Source organism: Pseudomonas sp. EpS/L25 (assembly GCF_001512295.1).
Classification (GTDB): domain Bacteria; phylum Pseudomonadota; class Gammaproteobacteria; order Pseudomonadales; family Pseudomonadaceae; genus Chryseomonas.
In genome coordinates, this window is record NZ_LNUP01000014.1 from 117,164 (window position 1) to 142,115 (window position 24,952).

General features: G+C 67.2%; 22 protein-coding genes. 9 read left to right on the forward strand and 13 right to left on the reverse strand.

Annotated elements, in window-relative coordinates:
* Nucleotide 1: 1 nt before the first annotated feature.
* Both AR540_RS15465 and AR540_RS15470 read right to left on the reverse strand, forming a co-directional pair.
* Nucleotides 2-1,786, reverse strand: coding sequence for an IlvD/Edd family dehydratase (locus AR540_RS15465; protein WP_059230103.1), 1,785 nt, complete (start codon nucleotides 1,784-1,786; stop codon nucleotides 2-4).
* Between the two features lie 32 nt (nucleotides 1,787-1,818).
* On the reverse strand, nucleotides 1,819-3,000 hold the full coding sequence (locus AR540_RS15470; protein WP_059230104.1) for a fumarylacetoacetate hydrolase family protein: 1,182 nt from the start codon (nucleotides 2,998-3,000) through the stop codon (nucleotides 1,819-1,821).
* Between the two features lie 109 nt (nucleotides 3,001-3,109).
* Here AR540_RS15470 and AR540_RS15475 point away from each other — a divergent pair, with 109 nt between their 5' ends.
* The 4 genes from AR540_RS15475 to AR540_RS15490 all read left to right on the forward strand — a co-directional run bounded on the left by AR540_RS15475 (nucleotide 3,110) and on the right by AR540_RS15490 (nucleotide 7,207).
* On the forward strand, nucleotides 3,110-4,057 hold the full coding sequence (locus tag AR540_RS15475) for a LysR family transcriptional regulator (RefSeq protein ID WP_059230105.1): 948 nt from the start codon (nucleotides 3,110-3,112) through the stop codon (nucleotides 4,055-4,057).
* 166 nt (nucleotides 4,058-4,223) lie between these two features.
* On the forward strand, nucleotides 4,224-5,597 hold the full coding sequence (locus tag AR540_RS15480) for an MFS transporter (RefSeq protein WP_059230106.1): 1,374 nt from the start codon (nucleotides 4,224-4,226) through the stop codon (nucleotides 5,595-5,597).
* Nucleotides 5,594-6,334 (forward strand): SDR family oxidoreductase, encoded by a 741-nt coding sequence (locus AR540_RS15485; protein WP_059230107.1) that lies wholly within the window; start codon nucleotides 5,594-5,596, stop codon nucleotides 6,332-6,334. Before AR540_RS15480 ends, AR540_RS15485 begins: the two co-directional genes overlap by 4 nt.
* Before the next feature lie 24 nt (nucleotides 6,335-6,358).
* Nucleotides 6,359-7,207, forward strand: coding sequence for an ureidoglycolate lyase (locus tag AR540_RS15490; RefSeq protein ID WP_059230108.1), 849 nt, complete (start codon nucleotides 6,359-6,361; stop codon nucleotides 7,205-7,207).
* Here the strand turns inward: AR540_RS15490 and AR540_RS15495 are convergent.
* Nucleotides 7,195-8,472, reverse strand: a complete 1,278-nt coding sequence (locus AR540_RS15495; protein WP_236712078.1) for an MFS transporter — start codon at nucleotides 8,470-8,472, stop codon at nucleotides 7,195-7,197. The two genes, AR540_RS15490 and AR540_RS15495, sit on opposite strands and share 13 nt — an antisense overlap.
* Nucleotides 8,473-8,605: 133 nt before the next feature.
* Complete coding sequence (locus tag AR540_RS15500; RefSeq protein ID WP_059230109.1) at nucleotides 8,606-9,490, reverse strand: LysR family transcriptional regulator; 885 nt, start codon at nucleotides 9,488-9,490, stop codon at nucleotides 8,606-8,608.
* 84 nt (nucleotides 9,491-9,574) lie between these two features.
* Here AR540_RS15500 and AR540_RS15505 point away from each other — a divergent pair, with 84 nt between their 5' ends.
* On the forward strand, nucleotides 9,575-9,907 hold the full coding sequence (locus tag AR540_RS15505) for a DMT family transporter (RefSeq protein WP_059230110.1): 333 nt from the start codon (nucleotides 9,575-9,577) through the stop codon (nucleotides 9,905-9,907).
* Nucleotides 9,908-9,932: 25 nt separating this feature from the next.
* Here AR540_RS15505 and AR540_RS15510 read toward each other — a convergent pair whose 3' ends face one another.
* Nucleotides 9,933-10,433: a cysteine hydrolase family protein gene (locus tag AR540_RS15510; RefSeq protein ID WP_059230324.1), complete on the reverse strand. Its 501-nt coding sequence runs from the start codon at nucleotides 10,431-10,433 to the stop codon at nucleotides 9,933-9,935.
* 111 nt (nucleotides 10,434-10,544) lie between these two features.
* On the opposite strand from AR540_RS15510, the gene AR540_RS15515 reads away from it, so the two are divergent.
* The 4 genes from AR540_RS15515 to AR540_RS15530 all read left to right on the forward strand — a co-directional run bounded on the left by AR540_RS15515 (nucleotide 10,545) and on the right by AR540_RS15530 (nucleotide 14,560).
* Complete coding sequence (locus AR540_RS15515) at nucleotides 10,545-11,489, forward strand: GlxA family transcriptional regulator (RefSeq protein WP_059230111.1); 945 nt, start codon at nucleotides 10,545-10,547, stop codon at nucleotides 11,487-11,489.
* A gap of 88 nt (nucleotides 11,490-11,577) precedes the next feature.
* The gene (locus AR540_RS15520) at nucleotides 11,578-12,753 is read left to right on the forward strand and encodes an NAD(P)/FAD-dependent oxidoreductase (protein ID WP_059230112.1); all 1,176 of its coding nucleotides are present in this window, start codon (nucleotides 11,578-11,580) and stop codon (nucleotides 12,751-12,753) included.
* Nucleotides 12,750-13,565, forward strand: coding sequence for an aldo/keto reductase (locus tag AR540_RS15525; protein ID WP_059230113.1), 816 nt, complete (start codon nucleotides 12,750-12,752; stop codon nucleotides 13,563-13,565). Before AR540_RS15520 ends, AR540_RS15525 begins: the two co-directional genes overlap by 4 nt.
* Nucleotides 13,566-13,663: 98 nt before the next feature.
* On the forward strand, nucleotides 13,664-14,560 hold the full coding sequence (locus AR540_RS15530) for a hypothetical protein (RefSeq protein ID WP_059230114.1): 897 nt from the start codon (nucleotides 13,664-13,666) through the stop codon (nucleotides 14,558-14,560).
* A 4-nt stretch (nucleotides 14,561-14,564) separates the two neighbouring features.
* Here AR540_RS15530 and AR540_RS15535 read toward each other — a convergent pair whose 3' ends face one another.
* From AR540_RS15535 to AR540_RS15570, 8 genes are all read right to left on the reverse strand, one after another.
* Entirely contained in the window at nucleotides 14,565-15,308 is a 744-nt protein-coding gene (locus AR540_RS15535) for a TIGR00266 family protein (RefSeq protein ID WP_059230115.1), read from the reverse strand.
* A gap of 636 nt (nucleotides 15,309-15,944) precedes the next feature.
* Entirely contained in the window at nucleotides 15,945-16,253 is a 309-nt protein-coding gene (locus tag AR540_RS15540; protein ID WP_059230116.1) for a chaperone modulator CbpM, read from the reverse strand.
* Nucleotides 16,250-17,197 (reverse strand): curved DNA-binding protein, encoded by a 948-nt coding sequence (gene cbpA, locus AR540_RS15545; RefSeq protein ID WP_059230117.1) that lies wholly within the window; start codon nucleotides 17,195-17,197, stop codon nucleotides 16,250-16,252. Before cbpA ends, AR540_RS15540 begins: the two co-directional genes overlap by 4 nt.
* 226 nt (nucleotides 17,198-17,423) lie before the next feature.
* A complete protein-coding gene (locus AR540_RS15550) occupies nucleotides 17,424-18,431 on the reverse strand; it encodes a transporter (protein WP_059230118.1) in 1,008 nt (335 codons plus the stop codon).
* 257 nt (nucleotides 18,432-18,688) lie between these two features.
* Complete coding sequence (lysS, locus tag AR540_RS15555; protein ID WP_059230119.1) at nucleotides 18,689-20,191, reverse strand: lysine--tRNA ligase; 1,503 nt, start codon at nucleotides 20,189-20,191, stop codon at nucleotides 18,689-18,691.
* Between the two features lie 112 nt (nucleotides 20,192-20,303).
* Nucleotides 20,304-21,399 (reverse strand): peptide chain release factor 2 gene (gene prfB, locus AR540_RS25455; RefSeq protein WP_153014256.1). Its coding sequence is split into 2 segments (ribosomal slippage): nucleotides 20,304-21,326 and nucleotides 21,328-21,399, totalling 1,095 coding nucleotides; the frame shifts between segments, so codons are not numbered across the junction.
* A gap of 101 nt (nucleotides 21,400-21,500) precedes the next feature.
* A complete protein-coding gene (locus AR540_RS15565) occupies nucleotides 21,501-23,123 on the reverse strand; it encodes an MFS transporter (RefSeq protein ID WP_059230121.1) in 1,623 nt (540 codons plus the stop codon).
* A 108-nt stretch (nucleotides 23,124-23,231) separates the two neighbouring features.
* Nucleotides 23,232-24,905, reverse strand: coding sequence for a GMC family oxidoreductase (locus tag AR540_RS15570; RefSeq protein ID WP_059230122.1), 1,674 nt, complete (start codon nucleotides 24,903-24,905; stop codon nucleotides 23,232-23,234).
* Nucleotides 24,906-24,952: the final 47 nt, after the last annotated feature.

Below are 24,952 nucleotides of genomic sequence, written 5' to 3' on the forward strand. Positions count from 1 at the left end.
CCTAATGCGAATGCCGCGGCACCCCACCCTCACGGGCGATCACCTTGAGGTGCAGGGTCGCCGGCTCCAGGCAGCCGCCGGTGGAGAGCTGGCCCACCAGTTGCCGGTAGAGTTCCTGCCAGGGGGTCTGGGCCGGCGGCAGGTTGGGCGTCCATTCGGCGCGGCGGCGCTCCAGCTCGGCCGCGTCGAGCAGCACATCGACGCGGCGGCCGTTGAGGTCCACGCGCAGCCGGTCGTTGGTCTTGAGCAGTGCCAGGCCGCCCCCCACTGCCGCCTCGGGTGACATATTGAGGATCGAGGGGCTGGCCGAGGTGCCGCTCTGGCGGCCGTCGCCCAGGCATGGCAGGGAATCGATACCCTGCTTGATCAAGGCCGCTGGCGGGGCCATGTTGACCACCTCGGCGCTACCCGGATAGCCCACCGGACCGGCGCCACGGATCACCAGGATGCAGCGCTCGTCGATGTCCAGGGCCGGATCGTCGATGCGTGCGTGATAGTCCTCCGGGCCCTCGAAGACGATGGCCCGCGCCTCGAAGCTGTTTTCCTTGCCCGGTTCGGCCAGGTAGGTCTGGCGAAAGGCCTCGCCCACCACCGACATCTTCATGATGGCGCTATCGAAGAAGTTGCCGCTGAGCACGATGAAGCCGGCGCGGTGCTTGAGCGGCGCTTCGTAGGGCTGGATCACGGCGGGATCGGAACTGGCGGCGCCCTCGGCGATGGCGCCTATGGTGCGCCCGGAGACGGTCAGGCAGTCACCATGCAGGCGCCCCGCCTTGAGCAGTTCGTGAAGGACCGCCGGCACCCCGCCGGCGCGGTGGAAGCCCTCGCCCAGGTACTTGCCGGCCGGCATGCAGTTGGCCAACAGCGGGATGTCCTCGCCCAGGCGCTGCCAGTCGTCCAGCGACAATTCGATGCCCATGTGCCGGGCGATGGCGATCAGGTGCGGCGGGCAGTTGCTGGAGGCGCCCAGGGCCGAGGCCACCACGATGGCGTTCTCGAAGGCCTCTCGGGTCATGATCTGCGAGGGGCGGACGTCGTCCAGCACCAGCTGGCAGATGCGCTTGCCGGTGGCATAGGCCATCTGGCCGCGCTCCCGGTAAGGCGCGGGAATGCTGGCGCAGCCGGGCAGCGACATGCCCAGGGTCTCGGCCAGGGCGTTCATCGACAGGGCCGTGCCCATGGTGTTGCAGTGACCCACCGAGGGCGAAGCGGCGGTGGTCAGGGCCATGAAGCCCTCGTAATCGATCTCACCGGTCGCCAGCAGGTTGCGCGCGTGCCAGAGCACGGTGCCGGAGCCGATCAGCTCGCCCTTGAAATGACCGTCGAGCATGGGTCCGCCGGAGAGCACGATGGCCGGCAGGTCGGTGGTGGCCGCGGCCATCAGGCAGGCCGGGGTGGTCTTGTCGCAGCCGGTGGTGAGCACCACGCCATCCAGCGGAAAGCCATGCAGGATCTCCACCAGGCCTAGGTAGGCCAGGTTGCGATCCAGGGCCGCGGTGGGCCGGCGACTCTGCTCGGCGATGGGGTGCACCGGGAATTCCATGGGGATGCCGCCGGCGTCGCGGATACCGGCCTTGACCCGCTGGGCCAGTTCCAGGTGATGGCGGTTGCAGGGGGTGAGGTCGCTGCCGGTCTGGGCGATGCCGATGATGGGCCGACCGGACTGGAGTTCGTCGCGGGTCAGGCCGTAGTTCATGTAGCGCTCGACATAGAGCGCGGTCATGTCGGCGTGGGCAGGGTCATCGAACCAGAGCTGGCTGCGCAGCGGGCGTTTGGCGGAAGTCATGGCTATCTCTAGTTGTTATGGGTGAAGAGCGGTTAGCGGCCCAACAGGCCGCGGGCGGCGAGGTTGTGCATCAGGGCACCGAGGCCGAAGCGCCAGGCCGGGGCCTGGTCACTGGTGGTCACCCGGTTGTGCAGGGTCCCCAGCAGCGGACTGGCGATGCTCACCACGTCGCCCACCTTGTGAGTGAAGCCGCCGCCCGGCGCGTCGCGGTCCTGGGTCGGGGCGAACAGGGTACCGAGGAACAGCAGGAAGCCGTCGGGATACTGGTGATTGGCATCGAGGGTCTGGGCCACCAGGTCCGTGGGGTCGCGGCTGATCTGCGCCATGGAGCTACTGCCGTTGAGGTGAAAGCCGTCCTCGCCCCGCACCTCCAGGGTCACCACGCACTGGCGGACCCGATCGAGATCGAAGGTCTCGTCGAACAGGCGGATGAAGGGCCCCAGGGCGCAGGAGGCGTTGTTGTCCTTGGCCTTGCTCAGCAGCAGGGCACTGCGGCCCTCGATGTCGCGCAGGTTGACGTCATTGCCCAGGGTGGCGCCGTGGATACGGCCGCGGCTGTCCGCCACCAGTACCACCTCGGGTTCGGGATTGTTCCACTGGGAGGCGGGATGGATGCCAATGGCGCTGCCGCTGCCGACCGCGGCCAGCACCGGCGCCTTGGTGAAGATCTCGGCGTCCGGCCCGATGCCCACCTCCAGGTATTGCGACCACATGCCCTTCTCGATCAGCAGCGCCTTGAGCGCCTGGGCGCGCGGACTGCCCGGCTCCAGGCCCTGCAGATCCATGCCGATCACCGCCTGCACCTGCTCGCGAATGGCCGCGGCGCGTCCGGCGTCACCACCGGCCTGCTCCTCGATCACCCGCTCCAGCATGCTGGTGGCGAAGGTGACCCCGGCCGCCTTGATCACCTGCAGATCAGCCGGCGGCAGCAGGTGCAGGCGGGCGGGATCGGCCCGCTCGCCACTGTTGGCCAGCAGCTCGTCCAGACTACCAAGGTAACGCCCGGGGGTGTCGCGCAGGGCCTGCAGCGGTGCCTCTTCCTCGAACAGGGCGCTGAGGGTGGCGAAACGCTGGGACAAATCGAAGACGCCATCCTCGCGCAGCACCACGGGCGAAGGACCGGCCAGGGGGCCCGGCACCCAGGCGCGACCTACCAGGGTGCCGGCCAAGCCGTCGGTGGGAAGGGTGTTGGCGGGTGTGAGACGAGAGGACATGGACAGGACTCCGGGAGGGATGGGTCCACGCTAGGCAGCCGGACTGATAAACTCAAATGGGCTTATCTCATCATTCGATAACCGCTGTTTATCACGCAGGAAGGCATTCATGTCCGAGCCATCGTTCAGCCAGATCTGCCACTGGCTCAAGTTCCGCCACCTGCTGCTGATCGACACTCTGGGGCGCACCCGCAACATGCACCTGGCCGCGCAGCAGATGAGTCTCAGCCAGCCGGCCATCAGCAAGATGCTCAAGGAGATCGAGCACCTGCTGGGCTTTGCGCTGTTCGAGCGCCTGCCGCGCGCCATGCCGCCCACGGCGCTGGGCGAACACGTGCTGCGCTATGCCCGGGTGGCGCTCAACGAGGCCCGCGACTTCGCCGAGCAGATCGACAGCCTGAGGCGCGGTGGCCACGGGCAGCTCAAGGTCGGCGGCATCTTCGCCGCCACCGCCGTGGCCCTGCCGCAGGCCATCGTCGCGATCAAGCAGCGCTGGCCGCTGCTGGCCATCGAGGTAGTGGAGCAGACCAGCGATCACCTGATGGAGATGCTCGATGACAAGCTGCTGCACCTGGCGGTGGCGCGTTTCACCGACGACGCCCAGGCCCAGCGCTTCGACTTCCGCCCGCTGGCACCCGAGCCCTTCCGCTTCGTGGTCAACGAGCACCATCCGCTGGCGGGCAGCGGCCCGGTAGCGCTCGACCAGGTGCTGGCCTGGCCCTGGATCCTCTATCCCCGGGGCACCCCGATCCGCGGCCGCATGGAGCAGGCCTTCGCCGCCGCCGGCCTGCCGGTGCCGAGCAACACCATCGACACCATCTCCATGCAGACCTTTCTCCAGGTGCTGCACGCCGGCCCCATGATCGGCATGCTGCCCGAGGCCATGGTGGAGCCCTATCTGGCCAGCGGCGCCCTGAGCATCCTGGAGCTGCCCCTGCACCTCCCGGCCCAGGACTACGGCATCCTCACCCGCAAGGACGAACCCCTCGGCGAGGCCGCGCGGGAATTCGCCGCCATCCTGCTCGCCCATGCCGGACGCGACGAAGCCTCGAACTAGACAGTTCGATAACACTCCGTTATCGAATGATCCGCAAATGCCATTGGGAAAGAATCGCTCGTCCTCCTAGAGTGGCCTGGCGCTTCAGACGGCCACCTGCATCCCCGGCCGCCTTCGACCTCTTCAATAACAACAACGGGCCCCCAAGGCCCCGAAGGTCATTCCCATGTTCGAAACCACCGCTCCCCAGGGCGCCGCTGGCGACGCCTTCGAAGAACGCACCTATCGCAAGGTGGTGCTGCGCATCCTGCCGATCCTGCTGCTGTGCTACATCGCCGCCTACCTGGACAGGGTCAACGTCGGCTTCGCCAAGCTGGACATGCTGGGCGACCTCGGCTTCAGCAACACCGTCTACGCCCTCGGCGCCAGCATGTTCTTCTGGGGCTACTTCCTCTTCGAAGTCCCCAGCAACCTGTTGCTGCACCGCTACGGCGCGCGCTTCTGGATCGCCCGCATCATGCTGACCTGGGCGATCATCTCCATGGCGGTGGCCTTCACCCAGCCGCTGGCGCAGCTCTTCGGCCTGCAGTCGAGCACCCTCTTCTATGTGCTGCGCTTCCTGCTGGGCGTCTGCGAGGCGGGCTTCTTTCCCGGGGTGATCCTCTATCTCAACTACTGGTTCCCGACCCGCCGGCAGAGCCGGGTGATGTCGGGCTTTCTCATCGCCCTGCCCTTCAGCCTGAGCTTCGGTGGCGTGCTCTCCGGCTGGCTGATGAGCAGCCTGCACAACTGGCACGGCCTGGCCGGCTGGCAGTGGATGCTGCTGGTGGAAGGCGTGCCCTCGATCATCATGGCGGTGGTGGTGTTCTGCTGCCTGAGCGACAACATCGACAAGGCGCCCTGGCTGGACGCCAGGGAAAAGGCCCTGCTCAAGCGCAATCTGGATCAGCACAACACCGGCAAGGCTTCGCGGCTCAGTGAGGTGTTCCTCAATCCGCGGGTCTGGCTGCTGGTGTTCATCCTGTTGACCTTCAACACCGGCTTCTATGGCCTGGCCTTCTGGATGCCCTCGATCATCAAGAACGCCGGCGTCAGCGGCAGCCTGCAGATCGGCCTGCTCACCGCCATTCCCTACAGCGTCGCCCTGGTGGTCATGCTGCTCAACGCCCGTCACTCGGCGCGGACCGGCGAGCAGCGGCTGCATGCGGCGGTGCCGGCCTTCGTCGGCGCCCTGGGCCTGGTGCTGAGCGCCTGGTTCATCCACAACATCGTGCTGTCGATCTTCTTCCTCACCGTGGCCGCCTCGGGCCTGCTGGCGCTGATGCCGATCTTCTGGTCGCTGCCCGGCACCCTGCTCTCCGGCGTCGCCGCCGCGGCGGGCATCGGCATGATCAACGCCATCGGCAACCTCTCCGGCTTCACCGGTTCCATGATCACCGCGACCATGGAAACCCTCACCGGCGACATCAACAACGGCACCTATGTGCTCGGTGCTTGCCTGTTCGTCAGCGGCCTGCTGATCCTGGCGATTCCGCGCTCGATGCTGCAGGCGTCGTCCCGCCAGGTTCGCCAACCGACCCTGGCGCCGGAGGCCGCATGAGACTCGACGGCAAGCGAGCGCTGATCACCGCTGCTGGCCAGGGCATCGGCCTGGCCAGCGCGCGCCTCTTCGCCGAGGCCGGTGCCGAGGTCATCGCCACGGATATCCGCCTGGCTGCCCTGCACGATCTGCCCGGCGTCGAGCCACGCGAACTGGACGTCACCTCGGCGGCGGCCATCGATGAGTTGGCGGCTTCGCTGGGCGGCATCGACGTCCTCTTCAACTGCGCCGGCTACGTCCATAGCGGCACCATCCTGGACTGCGACGAGAGCGCCTGGCAGCGTTCGTTCGATATCAACGTCACCGCCATGTACCGCCTCATCCGGGCCTTCCTGCCGGCGATGATCGAACGCGGCGGCGGTGCCATCATCAACATGGCGTCCGTGGCCTCCAGCGTGAAAGCCGTCCCGGACCGGCTGGCCTACACCGCCAGCAAGGCCGCGGTGATCGGCCTGACCAAGGCCGTCGCCATCGATCACGTCCGCCAGGGCATCCGCTGCAACGCCATCTGCCCCGGCACGGTCGACTCACCGTCGCTGCAACAGCGTATCGCCGCTGCAGCCCGGGCCGAAAATCTGCCGCTGGAGGTAGTTCGGGAGCGCTTCATCGCCCGCCAGCCCCTGGGGCGCTTCGGCCAGGCCGAGGAAATCGCCCGGCTCGCCCTCTACCTGGCCAGCGATGCATCCCTCTATACGACGGGCGCCATACAGGTTATCGATGGTGGCATGAGCCTCTAGTTTTTATCCCGACAGGAGAACCCGATGAAACTGTTGCGCTATGGCGAAAAGGGCCAGGAAAAACCCGGTCTGCTGGATGAGCAGGGCATCCTGCGCGATCTGTCCGACCACGTCCCCGACATCACCGGCTCCACCTTGGGCGCCGATACCCTGGCCAGCCTCGCCCGCCTCGATCCGGCCAGCCTGCCGCGCGTCGGGGGCGAGCCGCGCCTCGGCCCCTGCGTCGGTAACGTCGGCAAGTTCATCTGCATCGGCCTCAACTATGCCGACCACGCTGCCGAAGCCGGCATGGCCATCCCCACGGAGCCGATCATCTTCAACAAGTGGACCAGCGCCATCTGCGGCCCCAACGATGCGGTGGAGATCCCCCGTGGCTCGCAGAAGACCGACTGGGAGGTCGAGCTGGGCGTCGTCATCGGCAAGGGCGGTCGCTATATCGACGAGGCGAACGCCCTGGAGCATGTGGCGGGTTACTGCGTGGTCAACGACGTCTCCGAGCGCGAATGGCAACTCGAACGCGGCGGCACCTGGGACAAGGGCAAGGGCTTCGACACCTTCGGCCCCCTCGGCCCCTGGCTGGTGACCCGCGACGAAGTGCCCGACCCGCACGCCCTGGACCTCTGGCTGGAGGTGGACGGCCAGCGCTACCAGGACGGCAACACCCGCACCCTGATCTTCAAGATCCCGCAGCTGATCGCCTACCTCAGCCGCTGCATGAGCCTGCAACCGGGCGACGTCATCTCCACCGGTACACCGCCTGGCGTCGGCATGGGCATCAAGCCGCAGCCGGTCTTCCTCAAACCCGGACAGACCATGCGCCTGGGCATCACCGGCCTGGGCGAGCAGTGCCAGGCCATCATTCAGGCCGACTGAGCGACGCCCACCACCTGGGCTGGCCGGCGCCCGATCCCCAAGGCCATCAGCGCCGCCAGGATGCCGGTCAGCCCGGCCAGTACCAGGGCTTCCTGGTAGGAGCCGAAGTGTTCGCGCAGGGCGCCGGCGAGGAAGGCCGCACAGGCGGCACCGAGCATGTGGCCGCAGAACACCCAGCCGAACACCACCGGGGCGGTCTTCTCGCCGAAGCTCTGGTTGGTCAGCTTGACCGTGGGCGGCACCGTGGCGATCCAGTCCAGGCCGTAGAAGATGCCGAACAGCAGTAGCTGCTCGGGGGCGAAGCCGGAGAACGGCAGGTAGATCAGCGAAAGGCCGCGCAGGCTGTAGTAGACGAACAGCAGGCGGCGCGGATCGTAACGGTCGGTCAGCCAGCCGGAGGCGGTGGTACCCACCAGATCGAAGATGCCCATCAGCGCGAGGATGCCGGCGGCCTGGACCTGGGACAGGCCATGGTCGTGGCCCATGGCGATGAAGTGGGTGCCGATCAGGCCATTGGTGGTGAAGCCACAGACGAAGAAGGTGAGGAACAACAGCCAGAAATCGCGCCGGCGGCTGGCCACGGCCAGGGTGCCGAGGGTCACGCGAAACAGATTGCCCGGCGCGGTGGCGGCCGGCGCCTGGTAGTCCGCCGGGGCGCCATGGGGCCGCAGGCCGACGTCCGCCGGTCGCTCCGGCAGCAGCCAGGCCACCAGCGGGATCAGGGCGGCGCTGGCCACGGCCACGGTCAGCACCACGGTCTGCCAGCCCTCGTGACTGGCGAGATGGGCCAGCAGCGGCAGGAATACCAGGTTGCCAGTGGCCGTGCTGGCCGCCAGCAGGCCCATCATCAGCCCGCGGCGGGCGACGAACCAGCGGTTGACGATGGCGGCGCCCAGCACCATGGCCACGCAACCGGTGCCCAGGCCGCTGAGCACGCCCCAGGTGGCTACCAGATGCCAGGGTTCGCGCATCAGGGTGCTCAGGGCGGTGGCCAGGCTGATCAGGGCGAGGCCGCCGAGCAGGGTGCGACGGATACCCAGGGTCTGCATCAGGGCGGCGGCGAAGGGCCCGACCAGGCCGTAGAGGAAGATGCCCACGGCGGCAGCGAAGGACACGCTCTCGCGGCTCCAGCCAAAGGTCTCCTGCAGCGGCAGGAGCAGCACGCCGGGCGTGGACCTCACCCCGGCCGAGACCAGCAGGGCGAAAAAGATCAATGCCAGGACGACGAAGACGTAGCGCTGGCCGAGGGCGGGAATTCTGGTCATGGCGATCATCGCAGGTCAGAGGGATGAACTGAGTATCGCAGCGGTCACGCCCTGGCGCTGGCCAAGCTGCCCCACGGATCTGGCCAGAATGTCGCTGTGGGCAGCGAGCGTAGCGAAGCCCGACAGGTCGGCCTCACCCGATCGCCCGCAACTCCTCCGCCAACCGCTGCGCCAGCCAACGCGCCGCCGGACCGGGTGCGGCGCTGCGGCGCCAGGCCAGCTCCACTACCAGCGCCGGCGGCACCCAGTCGCACTCCAGTTCGGCCAGCAGGCCCTGGTAGGAGGGATAGCGTGCCACATGCCGGGGCAGCCAGCCCCAGCCCAGGCCGCGCATCAGCAGTTCGGCCAGGAGGTAGAAGCTGTCGGCACGCCAGACTTGGGGCGCGATCTGCTCGCCGCCGGGATAGGCATTCTCCAGCGGCGCGATGAGCAATTGCCGATGGCGGGCCAGTTCACGCCGCCCTACCCCCCGCTGCCCCGCCAGGGGATGGCTGGCACTGCAGGCGGTGACCTGGGCGACGTCGCCCAACGCCTGGCGTTCCAGGGCCTGGGGCATGCGCTCATGGCGGAACAGCAGGCCAAGGTCGGCCTGGTTGGTCAGCAGCTTGCGCGCCACGTCACCCTGGGCGCTGCTGGTGAGTTGGACTTCCAGATGAGGAAAGGCGGCGGCCAAGGCGTCCAGGGCATCCAGTACCGGCTGATAGGGCATGGCCTCGTCCAGCGCCAGGCGCAGCAGCGGCTCCTGCCCGGCGCAGAGGGCCTGGGCGCGGCTATCCAGACGTTGGCACTGGCGCAGCACCTCGCGCGCCTCCTCCAGCAGGGCGCGCCCGGCCGCGGTAATGACCGGGGTACGGCCATTGCTGCGCTCGAACAAGGCCACGCCCAGGTCGGTCTCCAACAGGGCAATGGCCGAGCTGATCGCTGACTGCGCACGCCCCAGGCGCCGGCCCATGGCCGAGAAGCTCGCGCCTTCGGCCACCCCGACGAAGATCTCCAGCTGCTCAAGATTCCACTGCATTACCCATCTTCCTGAAAGATAGGTATTAACTTTCACCTATCGAACGCTCGGGCACAATGGGCGCATTCGACAGGAGGACTCACCATGACTGGATACATCTACCTGGCCATCGCCATCGCCGCCGAAGTCGTCGCCACCACCTCCATGAAGGCCATCGACGGCCTGAACAAGCCGCTGCCGCTGTTCCTGGTGATCGCCGGCTATGCCCTCGCCTTCTGGATGCTGACCCTGGTGGTGCGCAGCATCCCGGTGGGCATCGCCTATGCCATCTGGGCCGGCCTGGGCATCGTGCTGGTGAGCATCGCCGCCGCCTACCTCTATGGCCAGAAGCTGGACCTGCCGGCCATGCTCGGCATGGGCCTGATCGTCACCGGGGTGGTGGTGATCCAGCTGTTTTCCGCCAGCACCGGGCATTGAGACCAGGCACCAACGGACGCGGCGATCACCAGAGTTCTGCCGCGTTGCGGACCGCGGTCTTGGAGGCCAGGGCGTTCAGCGCGATGCGATGCACCACCTCCAGCGGCGCGGTGCAGAGATCGCCGACAACGGTGACGGCCCGCCCCGCCGCGAGGGCGGCCAGGGTGGTGAAGGCGATGCAGTTCTGCGTCATCATGCCGCCGATGAGCAGTTCGTCGACGCCGTCCAGCCGGCTCGCCAGGGTCGTGCCCTGAAAGGCATCGGCGACCTCCTTGGTCACCACCGGCGCATCCGGCGCGGCGGCGAGGATGGCCGGGCGCAAGGCGCTGCCCGGACTGTCCAGGGCGAACAGGCCACTCGTGGCCGGGGACAGGTGCTGGATCAAGACCACGGCATCGCCCGCCTGCCGGGCCTTGGCGATGGCCGCGACGATCCGCCGCTCGACGGCCTCCGCCTCCCACAGCGGCAGGGCGCCGCCGGGAAAATAGTCGTTCTGGATATCGACGATCACTAGGGCACGGCTCATGCTGGACTCCTTTGGTGCCAGGCGCGGACTGGTCTGGATGAGCGCCATGGTGCCATCCGGTCGAGGCCTGCCAGCAGGGCGCAACGCGACAATCAAGGTAGAAATCGGGCAATGCACATCGCCATCCTCGCCTATCCCGGCATCAGTCCCTTTCTGCTCTCGACGCCCCTGGCGGTCTTTGGCGAACCCTTTCTCGAGGCGGGCCATCAGCTGTCGGTCTGCGCGAATCCGGGCCAGTTGGGCGGCATCGGCGGTCTCGCCCTGACGACCCACTGGCCGCTGGCGCGGGCGCACGAGGCCGACGTGGTCATCCTGCCCGGCTGGCGGGATGCGGACGAGCCGGTCAGCGCGGACCTGCTCGAGGTCCTGAGCGAAGCCGCCGCCCGCGGCGCCCTGGTGGTCGGCCTCTGCCTGGGCGCCTTCGGCCTGGCGGCGGCCGGCTTGCTGCAGGGGCGGCGCGCCACCACCCATTGGCGCCACACCGAGGCCTTCGCCCGGCGCCATCCCGACATCCAGGTGGAAGCCGACGCCCTGTTCGTCGACGAAGGGGCGGTGTTGACCTCCGCCGGTCTCGCGGCGGGCCTCGACTGCTGCCTGCACCTGCTGGGCCGGCTGATGGGGACTGGCGAGGCCAATCGCGTGGCCCGCCATCTGGTCGCCGCGCCGCAACGCGCCGGTACCCAGGCGCAACTGCTCAAGCAACCGACACTGGGGTCGTCCGGCGCGCGCCGTCTCAGCGAGGCACTCGAGGCCTTGCGCGCCGATCCGCGGTACTCGCCCTCGCTGGACGAACTGGCCGCGCACGTCGGCATGAGTCGGCGCAACCTGTCGCGTCATCTTCGCGAAAGAACCGGGGGCGGTCTCAAGGATTGGCTCAGACGGATGCGGGTCGCCCAGGCCCAGGCGCAACTCGCGGCGGGCGCGCGCGGCCTGGAGAGTATCGCCAGTCGCTGCGGCTTCGCCGATGCCCACGCCCTGCGCGCGGCGTTCCGGACCGAACTGGGCCTGACGCCCATGCAATGGCTGGCCCAGCAACCGCCGGGCAGCCGAGAGTGATAGGCCACCGACCGGCACCGGCAGGGTCAGATGACCGCCCTAATATGTAAGAATCCCCTCTTTAAGCTTCCAACGCAGCAGGCCGTTCATGTCCCAACCCTGGTCCACCGATATCCTCATCGTCGGCGGCGGCGTCGCCGGCCTCTGGCTCAACGCCCGCCTCAGGCGCGCCGGCTACGCCACCGTGCTGGTGGAGAGCGGCGCCCTGGGTGGCGGCCAGAGCGGCAAGTCCCAGGGCATCATCCACGGCGGCACCAAGTACGCCCTGACCGGCATGCTCACCGGCGCCTCCGAGGCCATCGCCGACATGCCGCGGCGCTGGCGCGAGAGCCTGGCCGGTAGTGGCGAGCTGGATCTCTCCGGCGTGCGCCTGCTCTCCGAGGCCCACTACCTCTGGTCGCCCGGCAGCCTGGCCGGCAATCTCACCAGCTTCTTCGCCAGCAAGGCGGTGCGCGGTCGGGTGGATGCGGTCAAGGGCGACGAACTACCCCCGGCCCTGCGCGACCGCGCCTTCAAGGGCAAGGTCTATCGCCTGGCCGAACTGGTGCTGGACGTGCCCAGCCTGGTCAAGCGCCTGGCCGAGCTGGCCGGCGACAGCCTGCTGGCTGGGCGTGATCTCCAGCCGCTGCGCGAAGATGGCGAGTTGACCGGCCTGGTGGTGGATGGCCAGCCGATCCGCGCGCGGCGCATCGTGCTCACCGCCGGCGCCGGCATGGCCGATCTGCTCCAGGCGCTGCATCTCGAACAACCGGCCATGCAGCGCCGGCCGCTGCACATGGTGGTGGTCAAGGGGCCCATGCTCAAACCCCTCTACGCCCACTGCCTGGGCGGTGGCCCCAAGCCGCGTGTGACCATCACCAGCCACCCTGCTGCCGACGGCCAGTGGCTGTGGTACCTGGGTGGCGACCTGGCCGAAGCCGAGGGCGTAGCGCGCGAACCCCAGGCGCAGATCGCCGCGGCGCGGGACGAATTGCAGCGCCTGCTACCCTGGATCGACTTCGCTGGTGCCCAGTGGGCGACCCTGCGGGTGGACCGCGCCGAGCCAGCGCAATCCGGGCTGGTACGGCCGGACAACGCCTTCCTCGCCGAGGAAGGCCGTCTGCTGGTGGGCTGGCCGACCAAGCTGGCGCTGTCACCGGACCTGGCCGACCGCGTCCTGGCCAATCTCGACCGCGACGGCATCGCCCCCGGGCGGCATCCTGCCTTGCCCGTCCATCCGCAACCGCCGGTGGCGGCGCCCTTCTGGGAGGAGCTGCTGCCATGAGCCTGCGCGATCTGCATGGTCTGCACCGTCCGCTGGGCAGCACCGGTCTGACGATTTCCCCCCTGGGCCTGGGCACGGTCAAGTTCGGCCGTGACCAGGGCGTGAAGTACCCCAACGGCTTCACCATCCCCGACGACCGCAGCGCCGCCGATCTGCTCAGCCTGGCCCGCGAGCTGGGCATCAACCTGCTGGACACCGCCCCGGCCTATGGCCGTAGCGAAGAACGCCTCGGTCCGCTCTTGCGCGGCCAGCGCCAGCATTGGGTGATCGCCAGCAAGGTCGGCGAGGAGTTCGACAATGGTCTTTCCAGCTTCGATTTCAGCCCGGCCCACACCCGCCGCTCGGTGGAGCGCAGCCTGCAGCGCCTGGAAACCGATTGGCTGGACCTGGTGCTGGTGCATTCCGACGGCAACGACCTGGCTATCCTCGAAGAGAGCGGCTGCTACGAAACCCTGGCCGAGCTCAAGCGCGAGGGATTGATCCGCGCCTTCGGCTTTTCCGGCAAGACCGTGGCCGGTGGCCTAAAGGCGCTGGAGAGCGGTGATTGCGCCATGGTCACCTTCAACCTCAACGAAGACGCCGAGCTCCCGGTGATCCAGGCCGCCGCTGCAGCGGGCAAGGGCATCCTGATCAAGAAGGCGCTGGCCAGCGGTCACGCCGTGCTGGGCGCCGGCCAGGACCCGGTGCGGGCCAGCTTTGCCAAGGTGTTCGGCGAGCCCGGAGTGAGCGGTGCGATAGTCGGCACTATCGATCCCCTGCACCTGTCACATAATGTCAGTACCCTGGCCGAAGTGATCACCGCTCGGCTCTGATCCAGAGCGTTTCGCTGATCCTGCGCACCTGCCCGCTGGACGACCTCCCGGCCGCCCAGGGTAGTGCGTCTCTGGCATACAACAAACAGGAGTCGGCCATGCCCCAGCTCATCGCCCGCCACAACCCCAAGGCGTTCAAGACCCTGCCCCTGACGGTGGAAGCCAATCACGACGGCCTCACCTACCAGGCCCTTGGCCAGCCCCTGAATTTCAGCGAGATGCTGGAGCGGCGCAAACCCATCGAGATCGACGACGCCCAGCACTTCAGCGTCAAGCTCGCCAACCTGGGCGTCTCGGTACGGCTGACGCTGAACTGGCAGGGCCAGGATCACTGGCTGCTGGTGCGCCAGCGTCGGCCCGACCGCGGCGACGTGGTACTCAAGCTGATCTCCGGTTATATCCCCGCCCACGAACTGGCCCTGCCGCTGCTCACCGCCGTGCAGGAAGTGGCCGAGGAATGCCTGATCGAGACGCCGCGTGGCTGGCTGGCCGGACGCTTCGCCGACACCTGGCTGCCGACCCCCTATGCCCCCGCCCTGCCCTATCGCGAGGACGTGGCCTTCCGCCTGACCCCGCGCTCCGGCGCGGCGCGTCCGGTGCGCTGCGGCAGCCTGGCACTGCTGGAGCGGCCGCGTGCCTATGTGCACACCCCCACCGCCTCGCTGCAGCTGGTCTATGACCTGCTGCTGGAGTTGCCCAGGGAGTGCAAGGCGCCGAGCCTGTTCCACGTCGATGAGAAGATCGAGAACGGCCAGCTGCTGGCCCGTCTGGCGCGCCAGCGCCCGGACCTCTATCTGGTCGCCCTGGACGACGGCAAGCCCACCGGCGAGCTCTACACCCTGTCCGCCGGGCAACGCCTGCCGGTGTCGACCCGCGGCCTCTGGCTGGCGGAAAGCTTCGCCCGCCAGGACGGCTGGCTGGTCCACGACAGCCGGGTACGCTGGCGCGACTGGCTGGAGCGCATGGCGCCGCAGAGCGCTCTACAACGGGCCTAGATCGCTAGTCTCCGCCGGCACGGCGCTCCCCTACCGTGCCGCCGGCCGCGGCCTGGACCCGACCGGCTAGCCGGGAAAAGGGCAGCGTCTGGATCCACACCGTGCCGTGGCCGCTCAGGGTGGCCAGCACCAGGCCTTCGCCGCCGAACAGCATGCTGCGCAGGCCGCCAGCCAGCTTGATGTTGTAGTCGACGCCATTGGTGAAGCCCACCAGGCAACCGGTGTCCAGGCGCAGGGTCTCGCCCTTGAGCTCCTTGCAGATCACCGTGCCGCCGGCATGCACGAAGGCCATGCCGTCACCTTCCAGCCGTTGCAGGATGAAGCCTTCGCCACCGAAGAAACCGGCGCCCAGGCGGCGGGTGAAGGCCACGCCGAGGCGGGTGCCCTTGGCCGCGCAGAGAAAGGAATCGCGCTGGCAGAACAGGGTACCGCCCAGGGCGGCGAGGTCCAGAGGCACCACCTGCCCCGGATAGGGCGCGGCGAAGGCGACGTGGCGCTTCTCCCGGCCCTGGTTGGTGAAGTGGGTCATGAACAGCGACTCGCCACCGAGCATGCGCTTGCCGGCGCCCCAGAGTTTGCCGAGCAAGCCGGCTGAGCCGTCGCCCATGCGTGCGGTGAACTCGATGTCGGCCTCCATGTAGGTCATGGTACCGGCCTCGGCGATCACCGTCTCGCCGGGATCGAGGCCGATCTCCACCGCCTGCAGGGATTCACCGAGGATGCGATGGTCGAGGATATGGCTGGCCATGAAGAACTCCTGGATGGCAGAGAATACATCCAGCCTACCAGCGCTGGAGCACAAGGTTGGGTCCGTAGCGTGGAGAACGGCGTAGCCTTTTCTGCCCGTTGGAAGCCGAACGCCAAGAGCATCGCGCCCGTGGGCCGCTCCTACGTACCGGTCTCTTGGAGGAGCAACTGTCTTATCGCTATGGGGATAACCTCACGTAGCGTGGAAAACGGCGCAGCCTTTTCCACTGGAGACTTGGTGGCGAGGACGCCCTCACCCCAACCCTCTCCCGAGGGAGAGGAGGCTATCCGAGCAGGCGTTCAGTTTCATCAGCCACGGCAAAGATCACGTCAAACCGGCGTGCCTCTTCCTGTAGGAGCAACTGTCTTATCGCCTGAGTCACTGAAGACGAGCGTCCGCCCCAAGCGCCCCCTCTCCCTTCGGGAGAGGGCTGGGGTAAGGGAATCCTTCGCGGCGAACTCACCCGTGGAAAAGGCTGCGCCGTTTTCCACACTACGACCTGTAGGAGCGGCCCATGGCCGCGATTGGCCTAGCGCCGCTAAACATGCCCCCCCTCACTCGGCTCTCTCCCTCCGGGAGAGGAGGAGCTCAACTCCGCAGGTTAGGCTGAGCGCAGCCAAGCCCAACACAACTCATTCAAACATCCCGTACCTCACCGGCAAAACGCGCCAGTCGCTGGCGCAGTCGCTGGTTCTCGCGGCGCAGCTCTTCCACCTCATCCAACAGGTGCAGGGCCAGGGCGGTCGCGGCCCAGTCCAGTTCCAGTTCGCGTCTCAGGCGCACGGCGCGACGGGCGCGGTGCAGGGCGCCGGTGTCGAAGTGCCATTCGGCCGGACGCTTGCCGCGTTGCGGTGCCAGGATGCCGTGCTCGACGATCTCCATCACCACGGGCTCGCTCACCTCGCAGAGCACGCAGAATTCCTGCAGGACGATCAGACTGCTCATCGGACTTTCCTCCAGTCTTGGCGGGGATCGAAGGCCGCCCGCTCGGCCAGCTGGCGCCACAGCGCCTGGGTTGCTTCATCGCCCTTGGGCGGCATCACCACCTTGAGCAAGGCATGCAGATCGCCCTGCCCGTCCTTGCCGGCAAGGCCCTTGCCACGTACCCGCAGCCGCGCGCCGCTCTGGCTGCCGGCTGGAATGCTGAGCATGATCTGGCCATCCAAGGTGGGCACCTGCACCTTGGCGCCCAGAGCAGCCTCCCAGGGCGCGAGCGGCACGGTGACCACCAGGTCCTGGCCGTCCACGTCGAACAGGGGATGGGGCACCAGGCGGATGACCAGATAGAGATCCCCCGCTTCCGCGCCGCCGATACCCGGCTCACCCTGGCCCTTCAGGCGAATGCGCTCGCCGTCGGTGCTGCCGGCGGGAATCTTGACGTTGAGCGTCTTGGTGGTCTCGCCGACGCGGCGGCCGAGCTCGTCGCGCTGCGGCAGGCTGAAGCTCAGCGGCTTGGTGCGGCCGGCCTGGCTCTCCTCGAGGAACAGCGGCAGTTCCAGCTCGACGTCACGGCCGCGGCGGGCGAAGCCGCCGTGCTGCGAGCGCCCGGCGGCGCCGAACAGGGATTCGAAGAAGTCGGAGTAGTCCTCGCCGAAGCCGGCATGGGGATCGCTGTAGTCGGCACCCGAACCCGGTTGCCAGTCCGGCGGCACCTGGAAACGCTCGCCCTGCTGCTGATAGAGGCGTACCTGGTCGTACTCGGCGCGCTTGTGCGGATCGCGCAGCACGTCGTAGGCCTCGGCCACCTCCTTGAAGCGGGCCTCGGCATCGGCCTCCTTGCTCACATCGGGGTGGTACTTGCGCGCCAACTTGCGATAGGCGGTCTTGAGGGTCTTGTCGTCGACGTCGGGGGCGACGCCAAGCACCTCGTAGTAGTCCTTGAAGTCCATTGCGGTCTCCAGCAGCGGTTCCCTAATGTGGTGCTTCAGAGGTTCGCACCAGAGTTGGCGAGTGATTTTTGCCCTTGGGCTAGGCGCCGCGACGAGTCATAGCAGGGCTATGGCGAGGAGTGGCAAAGAAGTCCAGGAGTAAAAAGCGCCGCCAAGATTGTGCAGTTAACTTCTAAAGTACCGTACTGAAGACCGCGGCCTGCCCCCGGGGGTTGCATGCAGCCCATCAGTCGCCGCGCTTGCGGAACGCCCACGTGCCGGCCAGTACCGTGAAGGTGGCCACCAGCGCCACCAGGATCCAGAAGCCATGGGGCGAGCTGGCCAGGGGAATGCCGCCGACGTTCATGCCGAAGAAGCCGGCGATGATGTTGATAGGCAGGGCCAGCACCGTGACCAGGGTCAGGGTGAACAGGGTGCGGTTGGTCTGCTCGGCGGAGGCGGCGGCGATCTCTTCCTGCAGCAGCTTGAGCCGCTCCACCAGGGCGGCGAGGTCGTCCAGCACCCGGTCGAATTCCTCGGTGGCCTCGCGCAGGGTCTGGATGTCGTCGCGTCGCAGCCAGGCCGGCGGCCGGTTGAGCAGCCGCAGCAGGGAGCCCGGCTCCAGGGCGAGCAGGCGCTGCAGACGCACCAGGGCACGTCTCAGGCTGCCCAGTTCGGCGCGACTGGCGGCCAGCCGCTGGGACAGCAGCCGATCCTCGATGGCATCCACCTTGACCGTGGTGTCACGGATGATGCCGGTGAGCACATCGGCCTGATCGCGCAGGAGGTGCACCAGCAGTTCCAGGGTCGAGCCGAAGCCCTCGCCGCGGCGTACCGCATGGCGCAGGCGATCCACCGAGCGCAGTGGCTGGGCCCGGGCGGTCACCAGCAGCCCCGGCCGGGCGCAGGCCCAGAGGGTGGCGACGTCCACCGAGACCTGGCCGTAGGCGAGGGTCACGTCGTTCACCACCCCGAGCAGGGTATCGTCGGCCGGCTCCAGGCGAGTCGAATGGGAGCCGGCGTGCAGGGATTCGAAGAATTCCTCGGGCAGCCCCAGGTGCTCGCGCATCCAGCGTTCGGCGGCGGCGTGGGCCAGGTTGAAATGCAGCCAGCGGAAGCCGCCCTCTTCCGCCTCCCAGGGATCTTCCGGGGCCATGGTCAGGGCGTGGCCGGGCTGACCGGAGGTGAAGTGATAGGCATAGAGCAGCCCCAGCCGTTCGGCGGCCGGATGCAGGGGGATCAGCGTATTGGTCATGGCTACCTGCAAAGGGACGCGACATCAGGGCTCTTTAAGAGCCTGTTCAAAGTCTGCTGCGCGTCGGCCAAACAGCGTTGAAAACGCCCTCGGATGCTCATTTACCCTTCGTAAATTCCGCTTCCTCAGCCCTTTTCGCCTTGTTTGGCTCTAGCTCGCGAGACTATGAACAGGCTCTTAGCAGGTCCGGATGAACCTTTGATGACAGAGCCCCGGTCGGCAGGAGCCAGCGGCGCCCCCGGACGGGGGCGCAACGCTTATTGCGGACGCATGTGCGGGAAGAGGATGACGTCGCGGATCGACGGCGAGTTGGTCAGCAGCATCACCAGGCGGTCGATGCCGATACCTTCGCCGGCGGTGGGCGGCATGCCGTATTCCAGGGCGTTGATGAAATCGGCGTCGTAGTGCATGGCCTCGTCGTCACCGGCGTCCTTTTCCTGGACCTGCAGCATGAAGCGCTCGGCCTGGTCCTCGGCGTCGTTGAGCTCGGAGTAGGCATTGGCGATCTCGCGGCCGCCGATGAACAGCTCGAAGCGGTCGGTGACGCTGGGATTGTCGTCGTTGCGACGGGCCAGCGGCGAAACCTCGAAGGGGTATTCGGTGATGAAGTGCGGCTGTTCCAGCTTGCTCTCCACCAGCTCCTCGAAAATCATCACCTGCAGCTTGCCCAGGCCTTCGTGGCCGAGCACCTTGGCGCCAGCCTTCTTGGCGATGGCACGGGCCTTCTCGACATCGTTGAGGTCGGCCGCGGTGAGGTCCGGGTTGTATTTGAGGATGGAGTCGTACACCGACAGGCGCACGAAGGGCTCGCCGAAATGGAAGACCTTGTCGCCATAGGGCACGTCGGTGGTGCCGAGCACGGCCATGGCCAGTTCGCGGAACAGTTCCTCGGTGAGGTCCATGTTGTCGCGATAGTCGGCGTAGGCCTGGTAGAACTCGAGCATGGTGAACTCGGGGTTGTGCCGGGTCGAGACGCCTTCGTTACGGAAGTTGCGGTTGATCTCGAAGACCTTCTCGAAGCCACCCACCACCAGGCGCTTGAGGTACAGCTCCGGCGCGATACGCAGGAACATGGCCAGGTCCAGGGCGTTGTGGTGGGTCTCGAAGGGCTTGGCCGCCGCGCCGCCGGGGATGGTTTGCAGCATGGGGGTTTCCACTTCGAGGAAACCACGCTCCATGAGGAAGCGACGGATATGGGCGATGACCTGGGAACGCACGCGGAAGGTCTGGCGCACCTCTTCGTTGACGATCAGGTCGACGTAACGCTGGCGATAGCGCAGTTCGGTGTCGGTCAGGCCGTGGTGCTTGTCGGGCAGCGGGCGCAGCGACTTGGTCAGCAGGCGCACGTCGTTCATGTAGACGTAGAGATCGCCCTTGCCGGAACGGGCCAGGGTGCCCTCGGTGGCGATGATGTCACCCAGGTCCCAGGTCTTGATCGCTTCCAGGGTCTCGGCCGGCAGAGTCTTGCGGTCGACATAGACCTGGATGCGCCCGCTTCCGTCCTGCAGCACCATGAAGGCACCGCGGTTGAGCATGATGCGGCCGGCCACCTTGACCTTGATGCCCGCGGCTTCCAGCTCTTCCTTGGTCTTGTCGGCGTACTGCTTCTGCAGGTCACCGGCCAGGCTGTCGCGACGGAAGTCGTTGGGGAAGGGAATGGCCTGCTGGTCACGCAGCGCGGAGAGCTTTTCCTTGCGCTGGGCGATCAGCTTGTTGTCTTCCTGTTCCTGGGCTTGCGGGTCTAGGGATTGTTCGCTCATGTCTATTGTTTACCTGGGGTAGCTGACCGTAGGAGCGGCCCATGGCCGCGATAGAGCTTTATCGCGGCCGTGGCGGTGCGCCGATGCGACCGCTCCTACAGGAGATGATGGATTAAACGCCCTGCTTGAGGCTGGCTTCGAGGTATTCGTCCAGATCGCCGTCGAGCACCTTGTCGCAATCGCTGCGTTCCACGCCGGTGCGCAGATCCTTGATCCGCGAGGCGTCGAGCACATAGGAGCGAATCTGGTGGCCCCAGCCGATATCGGACTTGGAGTCTTCCAGCGCCTGGGAGGCGGCGTTGCGCTTCTGCATCTCCAGCTCGTACAGCTTGGCCCGCAGCATCTTCATGGCGGTATCTCGGTTGGCGTGCTGGGAGCGCTCGTTCTGGCAGGCCACCACGGTGTTGGTGGGCACGTGGGTGATCCGCACCGCGGAGTCGGTGGTGTTCACGTGCTGACCACCGGCACCCGAGGAGCGGTAGGTGTCGACGCGCAGGTCGGACGGATTGATCTCGATGTCGATGTTGTCGTCGATCTCGGGGGAGACGAACACCGCGGTGAAGGAGGTGTGGCGCCGGTTGCCCGAGTCGAAGGGACTCTTGCGCACCAGGCGGTGCACGCCGATCTCGGTACGCAGCCAGCCGAAGGCGTATTCGCCCTTGATGTGCACGGTGGCGCCCTTGATGCCGGCGACCTCGCCTTCGGACAGTTCGACGATCTCGGCGCTGAAGCCATGCTGGTCGGCCCAGCGCAGGTACATGCGCAAGAGCATGTTGGCCCAGTCCTGGGCCTCGGTGCCGCCGGAGCCGGCCTGGATGTCCAGGTAGCAGTTGTTGGGGTCCATCTCGCCGCTGAACATGCGGCGGAATTCCAGCTTCTCGAGGATGCCGCGCAGGCGCTCCACCTCGGCCGCCACGTCATCGACCGCACCCTGGTCTTCCTCTTCGGCGGCCATTTCCAGCAGGTCGCTGGCATCGGCCAGGCCACCGGTCAGCTCGTCCAGGGTACCGACCACCTGGGCCAGCTGGGCGCGCTCGCGGCCGAGGTTCTGGGCGTACTCGGGCTTGTTCCAGACATTGGGGTCTTCGAGCTCACGCTCGACTTCGACCAGACGATCCTTTTTCAGATCGTAGTCAAAGATACCCCCGAATGGTCTGGGTACGGCTGGAGAGGTCCTTGATGCTGGTGACGATCGGGTTGATTTCCATGGGGGAAACACTCGCGAGAAAAGCTGTGGAAAAGCTCGCGAGTATAACCCAATCGGCGGCGAAACTCAGAGTGCGACGGGGTTTCGCCGTCCGTGGGCTGCTCAATCGGCATCGAGGTCGCGGTGGCGGGTTTCCGGCAGGCAGAAGAGCCCCACCAACAGGCTGACGCCGGTGATCAGCACCGGGTACCAGAGACCATAGAAGATGTCGCCGGTATAGACCACCAGGGCAAAGGACACCGTCGGCAGGAAGCCGCCGAACCAGCCATTGCCGATGTGGTACGGCAGCGACATCGAGGTGTAGCGGATGCGCGTGGGGAACAGCTCCACCATCAGCGCCGCCAGGGGTCCGTAGCAGAGGGTGGCGATCAGGATCAGGGCGAAGATCACCGCCACCACCATGGGCTTGTTGACCTGTGCGGGATCGGCCTTGGCCGGATAGCCGGCGGCCTGCACCGCGGCGCGCAGGGTCGGCTCGTCGTAGCCGACGATCAGCTTGTCACCGACGCTGACCTGCACGGTATCGCCCGGCGCCGCCGCCACGCTGCGATAGGGCAGGCCACTCTTGGCCAGCAGCGTCTTGACCCGGTCGCAGGGACTGTCGAAGCGGGCCTTGCCTACCGGATCGAACTGGAAGGTGCAGGTGGCCGGATCGGCGGTCACCACGATGGGCGCCTGTTGGCTGGCCTGGTAGATCTGCGGATTGGCGTAGTGGGTCAGGGCCTTGAACAGCGGAAAGTAGAGCACCGTCGCCAGCAGCAGGCCGAGCATCAGGATCGGCTTGCGGCCGATCCTGTCCGACAGCCAGCCGGCAATGACGAAGAAGGGCGCGCCGAGGATGACGCTGACGATCAACAGGTTGTTGGCCAGCAGCGGATCCAGCTTGAGGGTCTGGGTAAGGAAGAACATCACGTAGAACTGCGCGAGGTAAAAGGTCACCGCCTGGCCGCCGTTGATGCTGAACAGGGCGATCAGCACCACCTTGAGGTTGCTCCAGTTGGTGAAGGAATCGCGGATCGGTGCCTTGCTCTGCTTGCCTTCGGCCTTCATGCGCAGGAAGGCCGGGGACTCATGCATCGACAGCCGAATCCAGGTGGAGATGGCCAGGAGGAAGATCGACAGCAGGAACGGCAGGCGCCAGCCCCAGACCTCGAACTGATCGCCGGTCAGGTAGCGGCAGACCAGGATCACCACCAGCGACAGCAACAGGCCCAGGGTCGCGGTGGATTGCAGCCAGCTGGTGTGGGCGCCGCGCTTGCCGGGCGGCGCGTGCTCGGCGATGTAGGTGGCGGCGCCGCCGTATTCGCCGCCCAGGGCCAGGCCCTGCAGGAGGCGCAGCACCACCAGGATGATGGGCGCGGCCACGCCGATGCTGGCGTAGGTGGGCAGCAGCCCGACGCCGAAGGTGGCGATGCCCATGAGGATGATGGTGGCGAGGAAGGTGTACTTGCGCCCGACCAGATCGCCCAGGCGCCCGAACACCAGGGCGCCGAAGGGCCGTACCACGAAGCCGGCGGCGAACGCCAGCAGGGCGAAGATGAAGGCGGTGGTGTCGTTGACCCCGGCGAAGAACTGCTTGCTGATCACCGCCGCCAGGGCACCATAGAGAAAGAAGTCGTACCACTCGAAGACGGTCCCCAGGGACGAGGCGAAGATCACCTTGCGTTCTTCACGGCGGCTGGTGGCCGCGGAGGGTTGCACCCGGGGTTGGGCATAGTCTGACATCGCACGTTCTCCTGGCCCGGGAGCGCCGGGCTGATTGTTGTTATGGGCGACAGCTACTACGGTGGAAACGGCGGAAGGCCCGCCGCCGGTGAAGCCGGCTGGACGAAGCTAGGCGGCCGAGACCGCGCTGGCCCGGGCCACTGCGGCGGGCAGCTCGTGACTGCCCTGCTCCCGCGCCTCGGCCAGCATGAAGGTGGCCGCCTGCTCGGCGATCATCAGGGTCGGCGAACAGCTGTTGCCCGAGACCAGGGTGGGCATGATGGAGGCGTCGGCCACCCGCAGCCCCGGAATGCCATGCACCCGCAGGCGCGCATCGACCACGGCGTCGACGTCCTGCCCCATGCGGCAGGTGCCGGAGGGATGGAAGATGGTGGTGCCTATGGCGCCCGCCGCCTGCTGCAACTCATCTTCGGCCTGGTAGGCCGGTCCCGGCAGGTATTCCTCGGGCCGATAGGCGGCCAGGGCCGGCGCGGCGACGATGCGCCGGGTCAGGCGGATCGCATCCGCAGCCACCTTGAGATCCTCCGGCGCACTGAGGTAGCGCGGCTGGATCAATGGCGCGGCCTGGGGATCGGCGCTACGGATGACCACCTGGCCGCGACTGGCCGGCCGCAGGTTGCACACCGAGGCGGTAAAGGCGGGGAAGCCATGCAGCGGCTCGCCGAAGCGCTCCAGCGACAGCGGTTGCACGTGGTATTGCAGGTTGGCCGAGGGTTGCCCTGGATCGGAACGAGCGAAGGCACCGAGCTGACTGGGCGCCATGGCCAGGGGGCCGCTGCGCCGCCAGAGATATTCGAGCCCCATGCCCAGCTTGCCCCAGAGGCTGCCGGCCAGGGCATTGAGGGTCGGCACGCCGTGCACCCGATAGATCAGTCGCAATTGCAGGTGGTCCTGCAGATTGCCGCCCACCCCTTCCAAGCGATGCCGGACACCGATGCCCAGGCCTTCGAGCAGCGTCCGCGGCCCGATGCCGGAGCGCTGCAACAGCGTTGGCGAGCCTATGGCGCCGGCGCAGAGCACGATCTCCCGCCGCGCCACCAGCCGCTGCGGCTCGGCCTGGCCCGGCAGGCGTGCCAGTACCGCCCGCGCCCTGCCCTCCTCCAGCAGCACCCGCTCCACCTCGGCACCGGTCAGCACCTCGAGATTGGTACGCTGGCGGATCGGCTTGAGAAAGGCCTTGGCCGCGGTCCAGCGCACGCCATTGCGCTGATTGACCTGGAAGTAGCCGCAGCCTTCGTTGTCGCCGGTATTGAAGTCCTCCACCGGTGCGATGCCGGTTTCGTTCGCGGCACTGCGGAAGGCATCGAGCAAGGTCCAGTGCAGCCGCTGACGCTCCACCCGCCATTCGCCCCCGGCGCCATGAAAGGCCGCGGCACCATCGCAATGATCCTCCATGCGCTTGAACAGCGGCAGCACGTCCTGCCAGGCCCAGCCGGGATTGCCGGCGGCGGCCCAGCCATCGTAGTCACGGGCCTGGCCGCGCATATAGATCATGCCGTTGATGGAGGAGCAGCCGCCGAGCACCCGGCCGCGCGGATAGTTGAGCGCCCGGCCGCCCAGCCCTTCTTCCACCTCGGTCTTGAAGCACCAGTCGGTGCGCGGATTGCCGATGCAGAACAGATAGCCGACCGGGATATGGATCCAGGGATGGTTGTCGCGCCCACCGGCTTCCAGCAGCAGTACGCGATGGCCCGGATCGGCTGACAGGCGATTGGCCAGCAGGCAGCCGGCCGGGCCGGCACCAACGATGATGAAGTCATATTCCTGAGCGGAACCGGGCATGACCATTCCTCGCTTTTTTGTTGTTGTGGCTCCTATCCTAGTGTGGT